The 16193-nt window shown below is 66.2% G+C and carries 15 protein-coding genes and 1 pseudogene; 4 read left to right on the top strand and 12 right to left on the bottom strand.

Going from position 1 to position 16193, the window contains the following annotated elements; genetic code table 11:
* Positions 1–201 precede the first annotated feature (201 nt).
* Positions 202–1737 carry a carbohydrate-binding protein gene (locus ACQGNJ_RS01780; protein ID WP_426687511.1) on the bottom strand — a complete coding sequence of 512 codons (1536 nt, stop codon included), beginning with the start codon at positions 1735–1737 and terminating at the stop codon, positions 202–204.
* Positions 1738–2277: 540 nt separating this feature from the next.
* Here ACQGNJ_RS01780 and ACQGNJ_RS01775 point away from each other — a divergent pair.
* Positions 2278–3175 (top strand): annotated as a pseudogene (locus tag ACQGNJ_RS01775) (DMT family transporter).
* Here the strand turns inward: ACQGNJ_RS01775 and ACQGNJ_RS01770 are convergent.
* Genes ACQGNJ_RS01770 through ACQGNJ_RS01760 form a run of 3 tightly spaced genes read right to left on the bottom strand, consistent with a single transcriptional unit; the run spans position 3169 to position 5084 of the window.
* Positions 3169–4011: a 2'-5' RNA ligase family protein gene (locus ACQGNJ_RS01770; RefSeq protein WP_426687510.1), complete on the bottom strand. Its 843-nt coding sequence runs from the start codon at positions 4009–4011 to the stop codon at positions 3169–3171. The pseudogene ACQGNJ_RS01775 and the gene ACQGNJ_RS01770 overlap by 7 nt on opposite strands.
* A 4-nt stretch (positions 4012–4015) precedes the next feature.
* Entirely contained in the window at positions 4016–4282 is a 267-nt protein-coding gene (locus tag ACQGNJ_RS01765) for a DksA/TraR family C4-type zinc finger protein (RefSeq protein ID WP_426687509.1), read from the bottom strand.
* Positions 4283–4319: 37 nt separating this feature from the next.
* Entirely contained in the window at positions 4320–5084 is a 765-nt protein-coding gene (locus tag ACQGNJ_RS01760) for a YajG family lipoprotein (RefSeq protein ID WP_426687508.1), read from the bottom strand.
* A 136-nt stretch (positions 5085–5220) separates the two neighbouring features.
* Between ACQGNJ_RS01760 and ACQGNJ_RS01755 the strand changes: the two genes are divergently transcribed.
* Both ACQGNJ_RS01755 and ACQGNJ_RS01750 read left to right on the top strand, forming a co-directional pair.
* Entirely contained in the window at positions 5221–6981 is a 1761-nt protein-coding gene (locus ACQGNJ_RS01755) for an acyl-CoA dehydrogenase family protein (RefSeq protein ID WP_426687507.1), read from the top strand.
* 114 nt (positions 6982–7095) lie between these two features.
* Complete coding sequence (locus ACQGNJ_RS01750) at positions 7096–7512, top strand: OsmC family protein (protein ID WP_426687506.1); 417 nt, start codon at positions 7096–7098, stop codon at positions 7510–7512.
* A gap of 24 nt (positions 7513–7536) precedes the next feature.
* On the opposite strand, the gene ubiM is transcribed toward ACQGNJ_RS01750, so the two are convergent.
* From ubiM to ACQGNJ_RS01735, 3 genes are all read right to left on the bottom strand, one after another.
* The gene (ubiM, locus tag ACQGNJ_RS01745; RefSeq protein ID WP_426687505.1) at positions 7537–8748 is read right to left on the bottom strand and encodes a 5-demethoxyubiquinol-8 5-hydroxylase UbiM; all 1212 of its coding nucleotides are present in this window, start codon (positions 8746–8748) and stop codon (positions 7537–7539) included.
* Positions 8749–8835: 87 nt separating this feature from the next.
* Positions 8836–9075 carry a hypothetical protein gene (locus ACQGNJ_RS01740; RefSeq protein WP_426687504.1) on the bottom strand — a complete coding sequence of 80 codons (240 nt, stop codon included), beginning with the start codon at positions 9073–9075 and terminating at the stop codon, positions 8836–8838.
* A 130-nt stretch (positions 9076–9205) separates the two neighbouring features.
* The gene (locus ACQGNJ_RS01735; protein WP_426687503.1) at positions 9206–10906 is read right to left on the bottom strand and encodes an AsmA family protein; all 1701 of its coding nucleotides are present in this window, start codon (positions 10904–10906) and stop codon (positions 9206–9208) included.
* 137 nt (positions 10907–11043) lie between these two features.
* Between ACQGNJ_RS01735 and ACQGNJ_RS01730 the strand changes: the two genes are divergently transcribed.
* Positions 11044–11703, top strand: a complete 660-nt coding sequence (locus ACQGNJ_RS01730) for a glutathione S-transferase family protein (RefSeq protein WP_426687502.1) — start codon at positions 11044–11046, stop codon at positions 11701–11703.
* Between the two features lie 83 nt (positions 11704–11786).
* On the opposite strand, the gene ACQGNJ_RS01725 is transcribed toward ACQGNJ_RS01730, so the two are convergent.
* From ACQGNJ_RS01725 to ACQGNJ_RS01705, 5 genes are all read right to left on the bottom strand, one after another.
* Complete coding sequence (locus ACQGNJ_RS01725; RefSeq protein WP_426687501.1) at positions 11787–12572, bottom strand: M23 family metallopeptidase; 786 nt, start codon at positions 12570–12572, stop codon at positions 11787–11789.
* A gap of 1 nt (position 12573) precedes the next feature.
* Positions 12574–13545 carry a L,D-transpeptidase family protein gene (locus tag ACQGNJ_RS01720; RefSeq protein WP_426687515.1) on the bottom strand — a complete coding sequence of 324 codons (972 nt, stop codon included), beginning with the start codon at positions 13543–13545 and terminating at the stop codon, positions 12574–12576.
* Between the two features lie 99 nt (positions 13546–13644).
* Positions 13645–14451 (bottom strand): alpha/beta hydrolase, encoded by an 807-nt coding sequence (locus ACQGNJ_RS01715; protein ID WP_426687500.1) that lies wholly within the window; start codon positions 14449–14451, stop codon positions 13645–13647.
* 28 nt (positions 14452–14479) lie between these two features.
* A complete protein-coding gene (gene cycA, locus ACQGNJ_RS01710) occupies positions 14480–15859 on the bottom strand; it encodes a D-serine/D-alanine/glycine transporter (protein WP_426687499.1) in 1380 nt (459 codons plus the stop codon).
* Positions 15860–15955: 96 nt separating this feature from the next.
* A complete protein-coding gene (locus tag ACQGNJ_RS01705; RefSeq protein WP_426687498.1) occupies positions 15956–16132 on the bottom strand; it encodes a hypothetical protein in 177 nt (58 codons plus the stop codon).
* Between the last annotated feature and the right edge of the window lie 61 nt (positions 16133–16193).

Raw genomic sequence — 16193 nt, 5'->3', positions numbered from 1 at the left:
CGGCCGCGAGGAACAACCGTGCGCAAGTCCCTGCAATCCGTCCTGCTGGCGGCCTTCGTGCTGGCCGCCTCCAACGCCGCCCCTGCCTTCGCCGGCGACACCCACAAGCCGGCGGCGCCGGAGTCGGGGGGGGGGGGGGGGGGGGGGGGGGGGGGGGGGGCGCCCCCCCCCCCCCCCCCCGCCACTTGCCACTGACTCTCCCTACTTGCCCAGATCCTGCAGGAACCGCCTGGAATACTGCAGCGGCGTGGAGCCGTTCACCGAATTGCAGATCGGCGAAGCCGTGCCGCCACCGCCCGCACACGGCGTATCGCGATCAAGTGACCAGAAGTGCACGCCGGCCATGCCCTGGCTGACGGCGTAGTTGATCACGGTGTCCACGTCGGAAACCCTGAACACCTCGCTGCTGACATCGTTCACGCCGATCATCGGCGTCAACTCGATGCGGCTGGCGGGAATGCCGTAGGTGTGCTGGAGGTTCTTCGCGGCCTGGATCGCCGACTGACCCATGTCGCACTGTCCGTTCGACACCACGCACACACCGGCGCCGGCCGAACCGAAGTCCATCACCATCAGGTTGATCGTGTAGTTCGGCAGGTTGGCGGCCTTCACCGTGCGCACCACCATGTCACCCACGCCATTCAGCCCGCCGTAGCTGCCGTCCGATGCCGCCAGCGTGGCCAGCGTGAACGAGAAGCGCAGGTTCGGGTACAGGGTATGCGCGTAGGTGGCGTTGGCGATCAGGTTGTTGATCTGCGCCTGGGTCTGGCCACCCTCGATATCGAAGTCCACGCCGACCATGTACGGCGAGGCGTAGCGCGAAAGGAACTGGGCCATGCCCGCCGCCGAGCCGCAGGTGAAACTGCCGGCCTGCCCGCCGGTGGAAACCACGTAGCTCACCCCGGCGTTGACCAGCGGCTGGATGTTGGCACTGGCGAAACTCGCCGCCGGAATGCCGCCCCAGCTCTCGCTGCCGCATTCCCCGGAGGCGAACGCCAGGGTGACCGCACCGAGGTTGGGCAAGGCGGTCGACACCACGCTGCCCGCGCCCACCAGCGGAATCGGCGTGCCGGTAACCGCGGTACGCATCACGTTGGTATTCCAGTCGAGGTTGATGGTGACGTCCTTGTACGGGCTGAACAGGAAACCCTCGGCGGGCGGGGTCGGGTTGCCCGGATTGCCGGGATCGCCCGGGTCGCCGGGATCACCCGGGGTGGTCCCGGCGCAACTGCCTTGAGCCGTCCACGGCTGGCCGCTGCCCAGCGGGCCGCTGTGGCTCGCCGGGTCGTCGCCCTGGGTCCACCAATTGGCCTTGTAGTTCACGCCATTCTCGCTGACCACGCTGCCGCCGCCGTAGGCGGTCGATGCATTCCACACCGCCGTGCAACCACCGGCGGGCGGCGGATCGACCGGGGGATCGGTCGGCGCTGTCCCGCTGCCGCAGGCGCCTTGCGAGGTCCACGGCTGGCCGGAGCCGGTGGCGCCGCTGCTGGTCGCCGGGTCGTTGCCCTGGGTCCACCAGTTCGCCAGATAGTTGTTGCCGTTTTCGCTGGCCACGCTGCCACCGCCATAGGCAGTCGCCGCATTCCATGCCGTTGCGCAGGCAGGCATGGACTGCGCCTGGACGGCCTGCACCGGCACGACGGCCAGCAGGGTTACTGAAAAGCAGGTTGCAACCGCACTGGCCAGACTGCTCAAAGCCAGGCCAGACCACACAGTCGATCGTTTCACGAACATGAGATGTCTCCTGATGGAACTACATCGCTACGGGTGGGTTGTCAGGACACGCATGACGGCACTCCGGCCAGCCATGGGTTGGGGAAACCCGGTCGTCCTGCTGCTTCCCTGCTCGCTACCGCTTTTTATGAGCGCACTGTCCTGTCATAGACTTGAATGACAACGTTGTCTATCGGACTTTTTCCAAACTGTGACGGTGAGCTCGCGCCTTCATTTCTCGGAATTCTCGTCAAACCCCAGGCTTTCGATCCACGCTTTCGTTGCCGTGGAGCGATGAGACTTCAAGTGGACTGACAACGTTGTCTGGCAAGCATCGAAGAGTCATGGGCCACTTTCAGCCAGGGCCTGCCGGCCGTCGCCAGCTTGCGAACGACTGCAACCCGGCTTCGCCGGCATGCTGGTCCCATGGCACGCGCGGCGGCCATTCAGGCGCGCCGGAGCGGGATACGATGCGGCGTTCTTCTGCCGGCTGCCGCATGACCACGCGCGCGCTCAATAGCATCCACCACCACGCTGCTGCCACTGCGCGCCGTGCTGTTGATGCTCGGCAGTGCCAGCCTGTTTGCCCTGATGGCGGTGACGATCCGGCTTGCCTCGGCACAACTGCATCCGTTCCAGATCACCTTCTTCCGCAGCAACCTTGGTGCGCTGTTCGCGCTGCCGCTGCTGCATGGACACGGTTGGCAACTGCTGCGCACACCGCGGCCGGGCTGTTACATCGTGCGCTGCGTGCTCGGCATGGGCGGCATCGGCGGCATGCTGGCCGGGTTCTGGGCGATCGTGAACCTGTCACTGGCCGAGGCGGTGGCACTGTCGTATTCCTCGCCCTTGTTCGTCACGATCGGCGCCGTGCTGTTTCTCGGCGAAGTGGTGCGCTTGTGCCGGTGCAGCGCCGTGGTGGCCGGCTTCCTCGGCGTGCCAATGATCGTGCGGCCTGGCAGCGAGGCGTTTGCCAGCGGCAGCCTGGTCGCCTTGCTGGCTGCCGCACTCACCGGAGCGGTGACGATCAGCATCAAGTCGCTGACCGCCAGCGAGCCGGCCGACCGCATCGTGTTGCTGACCACCCTGCTGTGGATTCCGCTGTCGCTGCCGGCCGCGCTGGCCGTATGGCGATGGCCACAGCCCGGCATCTGGCCATGGCTGGTGCTGTCCGGCGCGCTCGGCACCGGCGGACACGCGCGCGCTGCGCCTGGCCGACGCTTCTCTGCTGGCGCCCTTCAGCTACCTGCAGTTGCTGGTCGTGGCCGTGCTGGCCTGGTGGATCTTCGATGAGGCAGTGGATCGGCATACCGCAGCGGGAGCGGCCATCATCATCGCGGCCAGCTTGTACATCGCATGGCGCGAGCACGCGCTGGTGCGTGAGCGACGCCGGTTCATGTCACGCGCCGCAAGGCCGAGCCGCCGATCTGGGCGCAGGCCACGGCACGCCGATCAATAGGCGTCGGGAATCTCGGGCAGCTCCGGCATGTTGGCCAGCTCATCCAGCAGGTCGATCGATTCCGATCTCGCCCGATTCGCCAGCGGCCAGCGCCCGATCACCTCGAAACGGGACTCGCCGAAAAAGCTGCGGATCAGCACGAACTCGGTCGCCTGCCACTGGATCGGCACCACGGCCTCCTCGATCGCGTCGATGCCGGCGCCGTGCAGCAGGCTCACGTGCGGCAGGAAACTGGATACGCCACTGACCTGCAGGCCGACGCGGGACTGCGCTGCCGCGACGGCCTTGCGCAAGCCCAGCGCCGCATCCGTCGTGGCGCTGTCCGAGCACAGCACGAAAGGAAATTGCCCGTCCCTGGCGGTGAACCGCATGACCGCATCCAGAGTAATCATGAAGCTGGCTTCCCGCACTTCCTCCGCCGCGGCAAGCAGGGCGGCCTCCAGCGGCAGCCGCAGCCGTTCGGGCTTGCCCATCGGGCACAGGGTCATGTGCAGATTGTCGCTGCCGACAGGCGCACCAAAGACCCGGTGCGACTTGCGAAAGCGCTCGCCCACGCCAAGCATGGTGGCGCGCGCGCACTCGTCGGGCAGCAACGCAAAGAAATAGTTGATGCCCGCGGCAAGTACGGGTGGGTTTGACGGAATGGAAATGGCCTTGCCTCCCCGCAGTGAAACCAGCGACGACGTGAACGGATGATCCCCCAGCTTACCCAACTGCCTGCGCCAGCAGGTCAATGCCCCGTCACGAAACCGGCCGATGGTGGAAGAGCTTGCCGTGTAGCTGTCGGCCGCACAAGTAGCCTGTTTTACCGGCGCGACCGGTCCGCCGTGTCGCAAGAACTTACCGCAACTGGCTGTCCTTGCTGCCTCGGCGGTTGTACAGGCCGGCGCTGCGCTGCACGTCGTCGCGCGATTGCTGACAGACCACGCACAGACGCACGCCGGGCACGGCCTTGCGCCGCGCCGCGGGAATCGGCGCCTCACACTCCTCGCAGTGAGTCAGGCCGGGGCCTTCACGCAATTGCTGGCGTGCCCGTTGCACCGCATCGCTGACGGTGGCATCGATCTGATCCTGCACGGCTCCATCGCCGGCCCAACCGGTTGCCATGGGAAACCTCCGGAAAACTGCGCGGCGCGATCGTGGCTCAGTGCGTCTTCGCCCGCAAACCCTGGATATATTCCAGTTCTCCCAGTGACTTGGGTTCGCCAGGCAACAGTTTCAAGCAGCTCTGGTAGGCCTTGCTCGCCTCATCGAGCCGATGCAGTTCGACCAGGGCGTAGCCCTGGCCGCGCAGCGCCACACATTTCAATCTGGTGGTTTGCTCGGGGGTGGCGCCACTGATCTGTGCATCGCCCTCCGCATCCCGGTACAGGGCCAGCATCTTGTCCCAGTCATCGCTCCGCAGATACGTGAATGCGAGTTCGCTCTTGTATTGGCTGTCCAGCGGTGACAATGCCAGAGCCTTCTTCAGTTCCGCCTGCGCATCGGCATAGCGGGCCATCTCGCTGTAGGCATAGCCACGCGCCCAATACGCCAGCGCCCAGGCCGAGCCGATCACCTGCACGGGCCTATCGGCCTTGCCGTTGACTGCCTTGCTACCCATGCTGGCGTAGACGAGTGCGTCGACCATGCCGCGGGCACAGAACACCGTGATCGGCTTGCCCGCGTAGATTGCCTCGTACTTGTTGACCACTTCGGTCAATGGTCCATCGATGGCCAGCTGGATGCGTCCGGCCTCGATCATCTTCACCGCGTCGCGCACCTTTTGCAGATCGGCGTCGGCAACGGGCTTGCCCGCTGGATCAAGGCTCACCGCAATGGCCTGGGTCGGCTTGACCGTTGCAGGCGGCGTACAGCCGGCCAGCGCGAATGCAGCCACCAGCGTCGCGAAGATGCCAAAACGACGCATGGACTTCCCTCTGTTGAAGTGCCTCGCAAGCATAACCCGGCGAGAGGACTGATCCCCGCCTGCGGCAATGGGTGGCATGGCGACCCTCATCCCAGGTGGCAGAATGCAAACTTCACCCTTGCCCGGAGAGCACGCCGTGACCACGCCATCGCCCGTCACCCCTGCGCTGCGCAGCGACCACAGCGTCGCCAAGCAGCTGTTCCTCGGCAATATCCTCGAGGAGAACCTGTTTCCCTATCCGGAAATCCGCGCGCGCGATCAGGAAATGCTGGGCGCGATGACCGACGCGATCGATCAGTTCCTGGGCGACAAGACCGCCGAGCTGAAGCAGTACGACCGCGATGCCGAACAACCTGCGCAATTCATCCAGGCGCTGCGCGAGATGGGTTTGTTCGGCTTGATCATTCCCGAGGAATTCGGCGGGCTGGAGCTGTCCAACGGCGCCTACGCCCGCGTGCTCGGCCAGACCAGCAGCCACGACAGCTCGGTCTCGCTGACCATCGGCGCGCACAGCTCGATCGGCATGAAGGGCCTGCTGCTGTTCGGTAGCGATGAACAGAAGCAGCGCTACCTGCCGAAGCTGGCCAGTGGCGAGATGATCGCCGCGTTCTGCCTGACCGAATCCGGCGCCGGTTCCGATGCGGCGTCCATCCGCACCAAGGCCGTGCGCAATGACGACGGCAGCTGGACACTCTCCGGCGAGAAGATCTGGATCACCAACGGCGGCATCGCCGACTTCTACACCGTGTTCGCGCGCACCGACACGACCGAAGGCAAGATCAGCGCCTTCCTCGTGGAGGCGGCGTGGCCCGGCGTGAGTCACGGCCCGCATGAAGACAAGATGGGCATCCGCGCCTCAAGCACCACCACGGTCGCCTTCGCCGACGTGCGGGTGCCGCCGGAGAATGTACTGGGCCCGGTCGGCAAGGGCTTCAAGGTGGCGATGAGCATCTTGAACAGCGGTCGCACCGGCCTGGGCGGCGGCGCGGTCGGCGGCATGCGTTCGCTGATCCGCCTGGCCTGCGCCCAGGCCAAGGAGCGCAAGCAGTTCGGCCAGCCGATCGCCGAGTACGGCCTGGTGCGCGAAAAGATCGCGCAGATGACGATGGACTGCTTCGCCGCCGAGAGCGCGGTGTGGATGGTGGCGCACCTGATCGATGCCGGCGGCAGCGACTACTCGGTCGAGGCGGCGATGAGCAAGGTGTTCGCCAGCGAAGCGGTGCAACGCGCCTCCTACGAAGCGCTGCAGATCGCCGCCGGCAACGGCTTCATGCGTGACTTCCCGTACGAGCAGATCACCCGCGACACCCGCATCCTGTCGATCTTCGAAGGCACCAACGAGATCCTGCATCTGTACATCGCGCTGTCCGGCCTGAAGGGCGTGGGCACCGGGCTGAGCGAACTGAAATCCGCCGTGGGCGAGATCTTCAACGACCCGATCAAGGGCTTCGGCGTGCTCGGCAGCTACACCGGCCGGCGCATGCGCGAGGCCACCGGCTACGGCATCGATCGGATCGTCCACGAACTGTCGCCGCGGCTGCGCAAGGTTGCCGCCATGTACGAGAAGTACACGGTGGAACTGTCCCGGTCGTCCGACCAGCTGTTGCGCCGATACGGCAAGAAAGCCGCCGACATGCAGCATGCGCAGAAGCGCCTGGCCGCCATCGCGATCGACCTGTTCGTCGGCCTGTGCGTGCTGTCGCGCGCGGACAGCCTGGAGAAGAAGTCGCACCCCGCCGCTACGGAAGCCATCAGCATCGCCGAGATGTTCGCAAAGCAGGCGCGCCGGCGGATGGCGCGCAACGTGCGCGGACTGGAGCGCAATGAGGACGCGGCGATCGAACAACTGGCCGGTGCAGTGCTCGCCCACGACGGCTACATGTGGGATGTGATCTGAAGGCCGCATCCATTTTTTCGCCACACCATCAGCGGCGTACCCGTGCACGCACGCCCTGCCCCGGCATGCTGCCTTGCCATCATCCATCGCGTTTTGTCACAGGAGTTTTTGCCCATGAACATTCCCTCCGTCCATGCCGTCACCGGACAGATGCCTTATACGGTGACCTTCACCGATGACGCCGGCAACGCATGGCAGGCCGACGAGCCGGTGGAAGACGGCGGCGCAAACACCGGACCGGCGCCACACCGGCTGCTGCTTTCGGCACTGGGTGCCTGCACCGCGATCACCCTGCAAATGTACGCGGCGCGCAAGCAATGGCCGCTGCGCCGGGTTGGCGTGGACCTGCAATTCAATCCCGCGGGCACACCGACCAACGGCAACGACATCACCCGCGTGATCACCCTGCAGGGCGAGCTGACCTCCGAACAGCGCGAACGGTTGCTGCAGATCGCCAACGCCTGTCCGATCCACAAGGTGTTGACCGGCGAAGTGCGTATCGCGAGCAGCCTGGCCGGCAATCCGGTTTGAGCCGCGGAAGCCAGCGACGACGGTTCAGGCAGGGCGACGCCGCAACCATGCGGGAGTGCCGGCGGAATCAGCGGTCAACCCCGACAACACGATCCGCCTGAATGGCCCCAGTCGCGCGCCGGCACCCAGCGCCAGCTTGCGCAACACCCGTGCCGGCCGGCGGTCATCCGTGTACAAGCCGGCCAGCATCCCGGTGGCCAGATAAAGCGGTCGGGTGGCCCGACGATGGGTTCGCTCGTAGCGTTGCAGCAGCTCCGGGCTGGCGATCGAACGCCCTGCCATCACCGCGGCACGCAGTTCGCGCGCCAGCGTGGCCTGCCCGAGCAGGCCGAAATTGAAACCGTGCGCGGTGACCGGATGCATGCCCACCGCGGCATCGCCGATCAGCCCGAAACGCTCGGCCACGAAACGCTTCGCATACACGCCGACCAGCGGATAGGCGCAGCGCGGACCAGCCACCCGCATCGCGCCCAGGCGCTGCTGGAAGCGCGCAGCCATGTCGCGCTCCAAAGCCGCGTCGTCCAGCGCCAGCAAGGCCTTCATCGCCTGCGGCGGCAAGGTCAGCACCACCGACGACGTCTGCGGATCGTGCAGCGGCAGCAAGGCCAGCGTCTGGCCATGACCGAACCACTCCCATGCCACCTGCTCGTGCGGCACCTCGTGGCGCATGCGCAGCACCAGCATGCTCTTGCCGAAATCGTGCATGCTCGCCGCGATGCCCATCGCGCGGCGTGTGTCGGAGAAACGGCTGTCCGCCGCCACCACCAGTTGCGCGCGCAGGATTTCGCCGTTGGCCAGTTCCACCTCGCCACCGTCGCTGCCGGTTCGCAGCGAGCTCACCTGCACGCCGGTGATTCGCTCCACCTCCGGCAGTGCCATGACCTCGGCGTAAGCGGCGCGACGAATCGCATGATTGGACAGCAACCAGCCCAGCTGCGGCTTGCCCGCTTCGTCATGGCGGAACATCAGTCCGTCCCGATCGTCGCCGTCAATCACCATCGCATCGCGCAGAGTGCCGATCTCGTCCTCGCCCAAGCGCGCCCACAAACCCAGTTCACGCAGCAAGCGCTGCGAGTGATGGGTGATCGCGATCTCGCGGCCGTCGTCCGCCGGCGCGATCAGCGCCGCCTCGTCCTGGCGCTCGACCAGCGCGATGCGCAGGCCGCTGCCAGCCAGCGAACGTGCAAAGCACAAACCGGCCGGGCCGGCGCCAATGATCACGATATCGAACGACATGGCAGAACGCTCCGCGGAAGAATCGCCTGCAGGCTACCGGCCGTTGCGTCCGCTCGCGCTGACCACGGTCAAGAAAGGCGCCGCGACTCAGCCGCTGCAGCCGCCGCAGCAGATCGACGGTAGCTGCGCAACCTGCTCCGGCGCCACCGTCCAGCCGACGTGTCGCAACACCTCGATCAGATCGGTGACGTTGGCCGACGACGAGATGCGCATCACCAGCCCGCTCATGTCCAGGTCGACCACTGCGGTGGGATCGACGTCGAACAAGGCATCCTGCACTACGCCGGGATCAGGCGACGCATCGACCAGCGCAATATGGAATTCCATCAGTGCTCCTCGCTGCACGGGCACCCGACAGGTGCCAATGAAGTCGATCCTGATGGCGCCTGTCCGCCGGCGCCTTGACACCGATCAAGCCGGGCAGCGAAGTCTCAGGCGATGGCGATGGGCTCAGCGATCAATGCTGCTTGCGCGACTTCAGCACACCCTGCAACAGATTGTTCAGCGCGTCCTGTTTTCCGGATGGCTGGGCACCGGACTTGTCCGAGGAGCCCTCATCCAGGGCAGCACCGATCCCGCTGCCCAGCAGTCCGGCCACCGCCGTGGGATCGACCTTGAAACTGGGCGCGCTGGCGGTGCCCCCGACGCGTACGCCGATGCCGCGATCGGACGCTCCGCCGAGCACGCCGCCGAGCAGGCGTCCGGCGCCGGAGTTGCCGAGCAGACCTGAGGTTCCCTTGCCGCTCAGCGCCGGATCGAGCTTGACCAGCATGCTGAAGTCCAGCCTTCCGTCAACGGCCATGCCGCCCTTGCCGGCGAGGCTGCCGAGATCGGCGATGTCCGCGCTGGCCGGTTCGGCATGGATGCCGGCCGGCGAGATCTTCAGCGTGGCGGCGGCATGCCGGATCAGCGTGTCCTGCGGCGCCTTGATGCCGGCCAGCGACAGCACGCCACCCAGTTTCGAGCCGAGGCTGAAGCCGACCAGCCGCGAATTGTCCAGGCTGACCGGGCCGCTGATCACCAGCGCATCCAGCGGACCACGTGCACGCAGGTCCAGGCCCAGGCTGCCGCCGCTGAGGCGCGAGTCCTTCGGCAGCACCACGCCGAACACCGGCAGCAGCGGCTGCAGGTCATCGACCGGCAATTGCCTGCCGCCGAGGCGCAGGTCCAGCTGGATCAGCTTGCCGCGGTTGTCGAAGCTGCCGTTGACGGCCAGCTTTGCACCGCCGCTGCCCAACGCGCCGTGGTCGATGCTCCCGGTACCACCCAGCAAGCGGTAACTGGCCTGGTAGTCGATGCGCAGCGGCTGCGGCGACGCAGTGCCGGACGCCACCAGCCTGAGCCGGCGCGCATCGATGCCGCCCTTCGAGCCCAACACGCCGCGGGCCGAACTGATCTGCGTGTCGATGTCGAGCACGCCGCCCACCCCGTCGGTGCTGGTCATCAGACCGGCACCGACCAGGTCCAGGTCGTGCACCTGAAGATGCGCGTCAACCGGCGTCAGCACGGCGTTGCCGGCAGCCCACGGACCGAGCTTGCCGTCCAGTTGCAGGCTGCCACCGCCGGCGATAGCGGCACTCATCGAGAACGGGAATGCGGCACCGAGGCCGACGTGGTCGGCACTCAAGGCCACCTTGCGATAGCTGCGCGCATCGCCGACGGCACGCTGCAAGTCGATGCGGCCATCGGTGATGCGCAAGCGGTCGACGCTGAACGCGGGTGGCCGGGCGGAAGACTCGTCGGGCGCGGATGCGGATGATGCTGCCGCAGCGGCGCCGAAGCTGGCGAAGTTCCAGCGACCGGCCCGGTCCTGCAGCAGTCGCACCGTGGGCTGTTGCAGGGTCAGCGAGGTGATGTGCAATTGCCGGTGCAGCAGCAACGGCCACAGCTCTACGCCCAGCCGCAGCGAACCGGCACTGACGAAAGCCTGCCTGCCAAAGGCCGGATCGTCGCCGATGCGGATCCGGTCGGCATCCAGCGACCCCGACCACACCGACACATGCAGCTTGCCAAGGGTCACCTCGCGCCCCAGCGCCTGCCCCAGGCTGACCTGGATCTGCGGCCGAAAATCGTTGGCGTCGATCAGCAGCAACCCACCTGCGCCGATGACCACCAACAGCAACAGCAGCACGCACAAGCCGGTCAGCAGACGTTTCATGGCAGCAACCCCGGGCAGTTGGGTGAAGCCCGATACTAGGTCGGCGACAACGAGGCGTCGAGCACGCTCCGCTGGTGTCGATTTCGCCAAGGTATGTTCGTCGCCAGGGAAGACACTTCACGCACAGGTGCCCGACCATGACGCTCAAGTTTTATGCCCACCCCTTCTCCTCCTACTGCCAGAAGGCATTGATCGCGCTGTACGAAAACGACACGCCGTTCGAGTGGCGCCTGCTGGAGGCGGACCATCCGGCCGCCGGCGAGGAACTGGCCGCGCTGTGGCCGCTCAAGCGCATGCCCCTGCTGCTCGATGGCGCGCAGGCGGTTTTCGAGTCCAGCATCATCATCGAATACCTGGACCGGCATTATCCCGGCCCCACCCGGCTGATTCCCGCCGAAGTCGATGCCGCGCTTGACGCGCGCATGCTCGACCGCTTCTTCGACAACTACATTCACACGCCGCTGCAGAAGATGGTATTCGACCGCCTGCGCCCCGAGGCGGATCGCGACAGCTTCGGCGTAGCGGAAGCGCACGCGATGCTGGACACCGCCTACGCCTGGCTGGACCAGCGGATGGCCACACGCCACTGGGCCGCCGCCGACGCCTTCAGCCTTGCCGACTGTGCCGCTGCACCGGCGCTGTTCTACGTCGACTGGGCGTACCCGATTCCGGCATCGCTGGGCCACCTGAAGGCGTACCGTCAACGACTGCTGGCGCGACCGTCGTTCGCCCGGGCCGTCGATGAAGCACGTCCGTACCGGTCGTATTTCCCGTTGGGCGCACCTGACCGCGACTGACGCCAGTCACGCAGAAGAAGCGCGCAGCATCCCTCGTTGCGGCCGGCGCGCCGGGCCTGTCCGGCGGATAGACGAGGCGAAAGCTACGGCGGCGTTGCCGAAGCCGCCTGCGCGGACTGCTGCCCCTCGAAGCGCCCGTAAGGGTTGATGGAGGTGGCATGCCACCACTGTTTCTCCGGTCCCAGTATCTCGACCTCGAAATGCAGGTGCGGCGCATCGGCACTGGCGTTGCCGGTGCTGCCCACCCATCCGATCGGATCGCCGCGGTGCAGGGGCTGGCCCTCGGCCAGGCCGGGCGCATAGCCGTCCAGATGAGCGTAGTAGTAGATGACCCGGTTGTCCGGGTCGAACTCGTACACCGTGAGGCCACCGGGTTTGCTGGTGAACAGCTTGACGACGTGACCGTCGTTCGCCGCGACCACCGGCGTGCCACGCGCGGCCATGATGTCGATCGCGTCATGCACGCGACCGCTGCCCCGGGCCTGGCTGAAGGTATCGGTCAGCTCGCCGGGCTTGACGCCCAGCACGGGAATCAACAGGCCGCTCACCGCCGATGGCGGCAGGTCGGCCATGTCGGCGGGCGCGGCCACGGCGACCGCCGAGGTCGAGGAAACCGGCGCCATCGTCGTCTGCGCCAGCGCAGCCGCCTCGGCCGGAACGGCCTGCAGCGAGGCCGACTCAGCCGGACGGGGTGCCACCGACGGCGGTGGCACGGAGACCGTTGCTATCGGTACGCCTGCCGTGGCGGCATGCGGCGCAACCTCCCGGACATCCTGCGCAGCGCGTGTCAGCTGCAGGCCACCGGGCAGGTAGAGCATCGCCGCGACGCCACAGATCACACCCAGCACGAAGCCAATGACGATCTTCATGTCACTTCTGCAAGGTCGCGGTCATGCCGGGCTTCACCGCGCGGGACACCTCCAGTGCATCCCAATTGGTCATGCGGATGCAGCCATGCGATTGCGTCTTGCCGATTTTTGACGGCGCAGGCGTGCCGTGGATGCCGTAGTGGTCCTTGGAAAGATCGATCCACACCACGCCGACCGGATTGTTCGGACCGGCGGGCAGCGTCGCCTTCGCATCGGATGCCTTGGCATCCCAGAACAGTTTCGGGTTGTAGTGGAACACCGGGTTCTTGCCCACGCCGTTGATCTTCCAGTCGCCCAGCGGCAACGGATCGTGCTTGCTGCCGGTGGATGCAGGGTACTGCGCCACCACCTTGCCGGCCTCGTCCAGCAGCGACACGGTGGCCTCCGCCTTGCTGACCATCACCCTGGCCACCGCGGGCATCGGCGCGCTGGCCTCCACGCTCGGCACCACCAGCTGCTCACCGGCCCGGCCGAAATCCTTGTCCGGGTTGAGCTGTTTCAGCAGCGCCGGACTGGCATGGAATTTCTCGCCCAGCGCTTCCAGTGGCGAGGCGTAGCCAAGCGCATCCAGCTTCGACTGCGCCGCCATGCCGGACGGCAATGATTTGAACGGGCCGGCCACGTCTTCGGCGCTCAAGGTGATGGTAACCAGCGCAGGAGCATGATCGCTGTCCAGCGCCGTCCAGGTCGCCGCATCCACTTCCCCGCTGACCGGAATGCCCTGTGCCTTCTGAAAGCCGGCAATTGCCTGGCGCAGGTTGGACCCATAGGCCGCATCCAGCTCACCCGGCGAAAAGCGCGCGCGGTCCAGCAGGATCTGGGCCCGCAATACGGCAGCTCCCTTGTCCCCGTGCCTTACCGGAGCCACCAGCGTGGCATCGTTCACCGCCTCGGGCAGGAACGCGGCCGAGGTCGCCGTCGCGGCCGCCTGCGCACTGGCGGCGAGTGTCGCCAAGGCAAGGAACCGGATCATGGTGAGGCTGGTTTTCACGTGCTGTCTCCCGTTGGAAGATCCAGCATGCCCGAGGGTCTGTGAAGAGCCCTCGACGGCAATGTGTCTGCGTGCAGCGCTCTATTCCGGCGGGAACAGTTGCCGGAAAATCGCCGGCGAAGCCTTGATGTAGATGTTGTCGTGGTGCAGCCCGGGCCAGGCATGGTAGTGCCAGCGCAGTCCGGGTGGAGCGTTGGCGCGCAGTGCCGTTTGCAGCAGCTGGCTTGCCTCGCCGATGTCGTCGTCGCTTGCAGTGGCGAAATACAGGGTCCGGCGCAAGCCCGGCCAGGCCTTCAGCCGCTCATCCGCGCCGCGCGCGAGTGCCATGTGATTCCACCACAGGCTTGGACTGAGCGCGACACAGGTGTCGAACAACTTCGGCTGCTGCAGGAACGTCTCGACGACAAACAGGCCCGCCAGCGATTCGCCGACAATCGCGGTCCTGCCGTTCGTGCGATATCGGCCACGCACTTGCGGCATCAACTCATCCGCGATGAACGCGCGGAACGCAGACGAGCCGCCGACATGCGGCGCGATCGCGCGATCGCTGGCCACCGAGGTGGGACCGGTCATGTCGCGTCGGCGTTCGGTGTTCTCGATGCCGACCACGATCATCGGGCGCATCTCGCCGGCGCGGATCGCCGCGTCGACGTCGCGGGCCACGTGCGGAAAATCCTCATCCAGACCGCCGTCGAGCATGTACAGCACCGGGTAGCCAGGACCCGTTGCCGCGGGATAATCCGGCGGCGTGTAGACATTGATTCGCCGCGCCTCGTGCAGCACCGTCGAGTCGATGATCAACGAGGTGTGCGGCGGCAACGGCGTCTCGGCTGCCGTCGCGCGAAGCACGCCCGCGATCGCCAGCCAGCCGAGCGCCGCGATGATCATGCCTCGCCTGACGATTGCCGCCATCGACTCAGCCCTGACGCGCGCGGCGCCCCTTCCACGCATAGCCGATGCCCAGCAGCACGAACCACACCGGGCTGGCGATCAGCGCTTCGCGGGTGTCGGCCTGCAGGCTCAGCAGCACCAGCACGAACACGAAGAACGCCAGGCAGACCCAACACATGAACACGCCACCGGGCATCTTGTAGGTGGACGCTTCATGCAACTGCGGACGCTTGCGCCGATAGGCGATATAGGCGAACAGGATCAGCGACCAGACGAACATGAACAATACGGCGGACAAGGTGGTGATCAGGGTGAACGCCTTGATCAGGTCGGGGATCAGGTAGATCAGCGCCGCGCCCAGCAACAGGCAGATGCAGGAGAACAGCAAGCCCAGCGACGGCACCGCGGCACGCGACAAGCGCGCGAAAAGTTTCGGCGCATGCTTCTCCTCGGCCAGGCCGTACAGCATGCGGCTGGTGGAGAAGATGCCGCTGTTGGCCGAGGACGTGGCCGAGGTCAGCACCACGAAATTGATCAGGCTGGCCGCCGCCGGAATACCGGCCAGCACGAACAGTTCCACGAACGGGCTTTTGCCCGGCTCCACCATGCGCCACGGCGTGACCATCATGATCGCGACCAGCGCCAGCACGTAGAAGATGATGATGCGCACCGGGATCGAGTTGATCGCCTTGGGCAGGTTGCGCATCGGGTCGGCCGTCTCGGCGGCGGTGGTGCCGACCAGCTCGATGCCGACGAAGGCGAACACCGCGATCTGGAAGCCGGCGAAGAAGCCGCTCAGGCCTTTCGGGAAGAAACCGCCGTCGTTCCACAGATTGGCCACCGATGCCTTGTGTCCGGTCGGCGAGGTGAAGCCCCAGGCGACCAGCGCGAAGCCGGTGGCGATCAGCGCCAGGATCGCGATGATCTTGATCAGCGCGAACCAGAACTCCATCTCGCCGAACAGCTTCACCGTGACCAGGTTCAGACTGAGCAGCAACAGCACGCACAGCACCGCGGGAATCCACGGCGCCAGCCCGGGAAACCAGAACTGGGTATAGGCGGCGATCGCGATCACGTCGGCGATCGCGGTGATGATCCAGCAGAACCAGTAGGTCCAGCCGCAGAAGAAACCGGCCCACGGCCCGAGCAGGTCGGTGGAAAAGTCGATGAACGACTTGTACTCGAGGTTGGACAGCAGCAGCTCGCCCATCGCCCGCATCACGAAGAACAGCATCACGCCGATGATCAGGTAGACCAGCAGGATCGACGGCCCGGCCAGGCTGATCGTCTTGCCCGAGCCCATGAACAGGCCGGTGCCGATCGCCCCGCCGATGGCGATCAGTTGCAGGTGGCGGTTGGAGAGGCTGCGTCGCAGATGGTCCGGGTGTTCCAGCGTGGCGGTCATGCGGCAAGCCTTGGCAGCGGGAAAGACGCCAACATACAGAAAAGCATCCCGTGCAGCCACGCCGGACAAGCCGGCTGGAGAACGCAGTGCGCCAATTCAGTGCGACGCTGTGCCACGCAGCCACAGTGCCAGCAAAATGCCCAGGACCAGCGCGATGCCGGCCGCGCGCCAGCTCCACGCGTGCAGGCGCTGGCGGAACCGCTCCATCCGTCGCGGATCGCCACGGAACATCTTTCGTTCCATCGCCCGCCCGAGCAGCAGCACGATCAGCATGACGCCGACGACCAAAATGATGTGCACGGATCACGCCCCTGGTTCCGCCGCTTTCGGCTCG

The organism is Rhodanobacter ginsengiterrae, assembly GCF_050026815.1.
GTDB classification, from domain to species: domain Bacteria; phylum Pseudomonadota; class Gammaproteobacteria; order Xanthomonadales; family Rhodanobacteraceae; genus Rhodanobacter; species Rhodanobacter ginsengiterrae.
This window is presented reverse-complemented; position numbering and strand designations above follow the sequence as displayed.

Bases quoted from the DNA above. Each gene is read 5' to 3' on its own strand.
- ACQGNJ_RS01780 (WP_426687511.1), bottom strand. From the start codon at position 1,737: ATGTTCGTGAAACGATCGACTGTGTGGTCTGGCCTGGCTTTGAGCAGT.
- ACQGNJ_RS01765 (WP_426687509.1), bottom strand. From the start codon at position 4,282: ATGGCAACCGGTTGGGCCGGCGATGGAGCCGTGCAGGATCAGATCGAT.
- ACQGNJ_RS01760 (WP_426687508.1), bottom strand. From the start codon at position 5,084: ATGCGTCGTTTTGGCATCTTCGCGACGCTGGTGGCTGCATTCGCGCTG.
- ACQGNJ_RS01750 (WP_426687506.1), top strand. From the start codon at position 7,096: ATGAACATTCCCTCCGTCCATGCCGTCACCGGACAGATGCCTTATACG.
- ubiM (WP_426687505.1), bottom strand. From the start codon at position 8,748: ATGTCGTTCGATATCGTGATCATTGGCGCCGGCCCGGCCGGTTTGTGC.
- ACQGNJ_RS01740 (WP_426687504.1), bottom strand. From the start codon at position 9,075: ATGGAATTCCATATTGCGCTGGTCGATGCGTCGCCTGATCCCGGCGTA.
- ACQGNJ_RS01735 (WP_426687503.1), bottom strand. From the start codon at position 10,906: ATGAAACGTCTGCTGACCGGCTTGTGCGTGCTGCTGTTGCTGTTGGTG.
- ACQGNJ_RS01730 (WP_426687502.1), top strand. From the start codon at position 11,044: ATGACGCTCAAGTTTTATGCCCACCCCTTCTCCTCCTACTGCCAGAAG.
- ACQGNJ_RS01725 (WP_426687501.1), bottom strand. From the start codon at position 12,572: ATGAAGATCGTCATTGGCTTCGTGCTGGGTGTGATCTGTGGCGTCGCG.
- ACQGNJ_RS01720 (WP_426687515.1), bottom strand. From the start codon at position 13,545: ATGATCCGGTTCCTTGCCTTGGCGACACTCGCCGCCAGTGCGCAGGCG.
- ACQGNJ_RS01715 (WP_426687500.1), bottom strand. From the start codon at position 14,451: ATGATCATCGCGGCGCTCGGCTGGCTGGCGATCGCGGGCGTGCTTCGC.
- cycA (WP_426687499.1), bottom strand. From the start codon at position 15,859: ATGACCGCCACGCTGGAACACCCGGACCATCTGCGACGCAGCCTCTCC.
- ACQGNJ_RS01705 (WP_426687498.1), bottom strand. From the start codon at position 16,132: ATGCTGATCGTGCTGCTGCTCGGGCGGGCGATGGAACGAAAGATGTTC.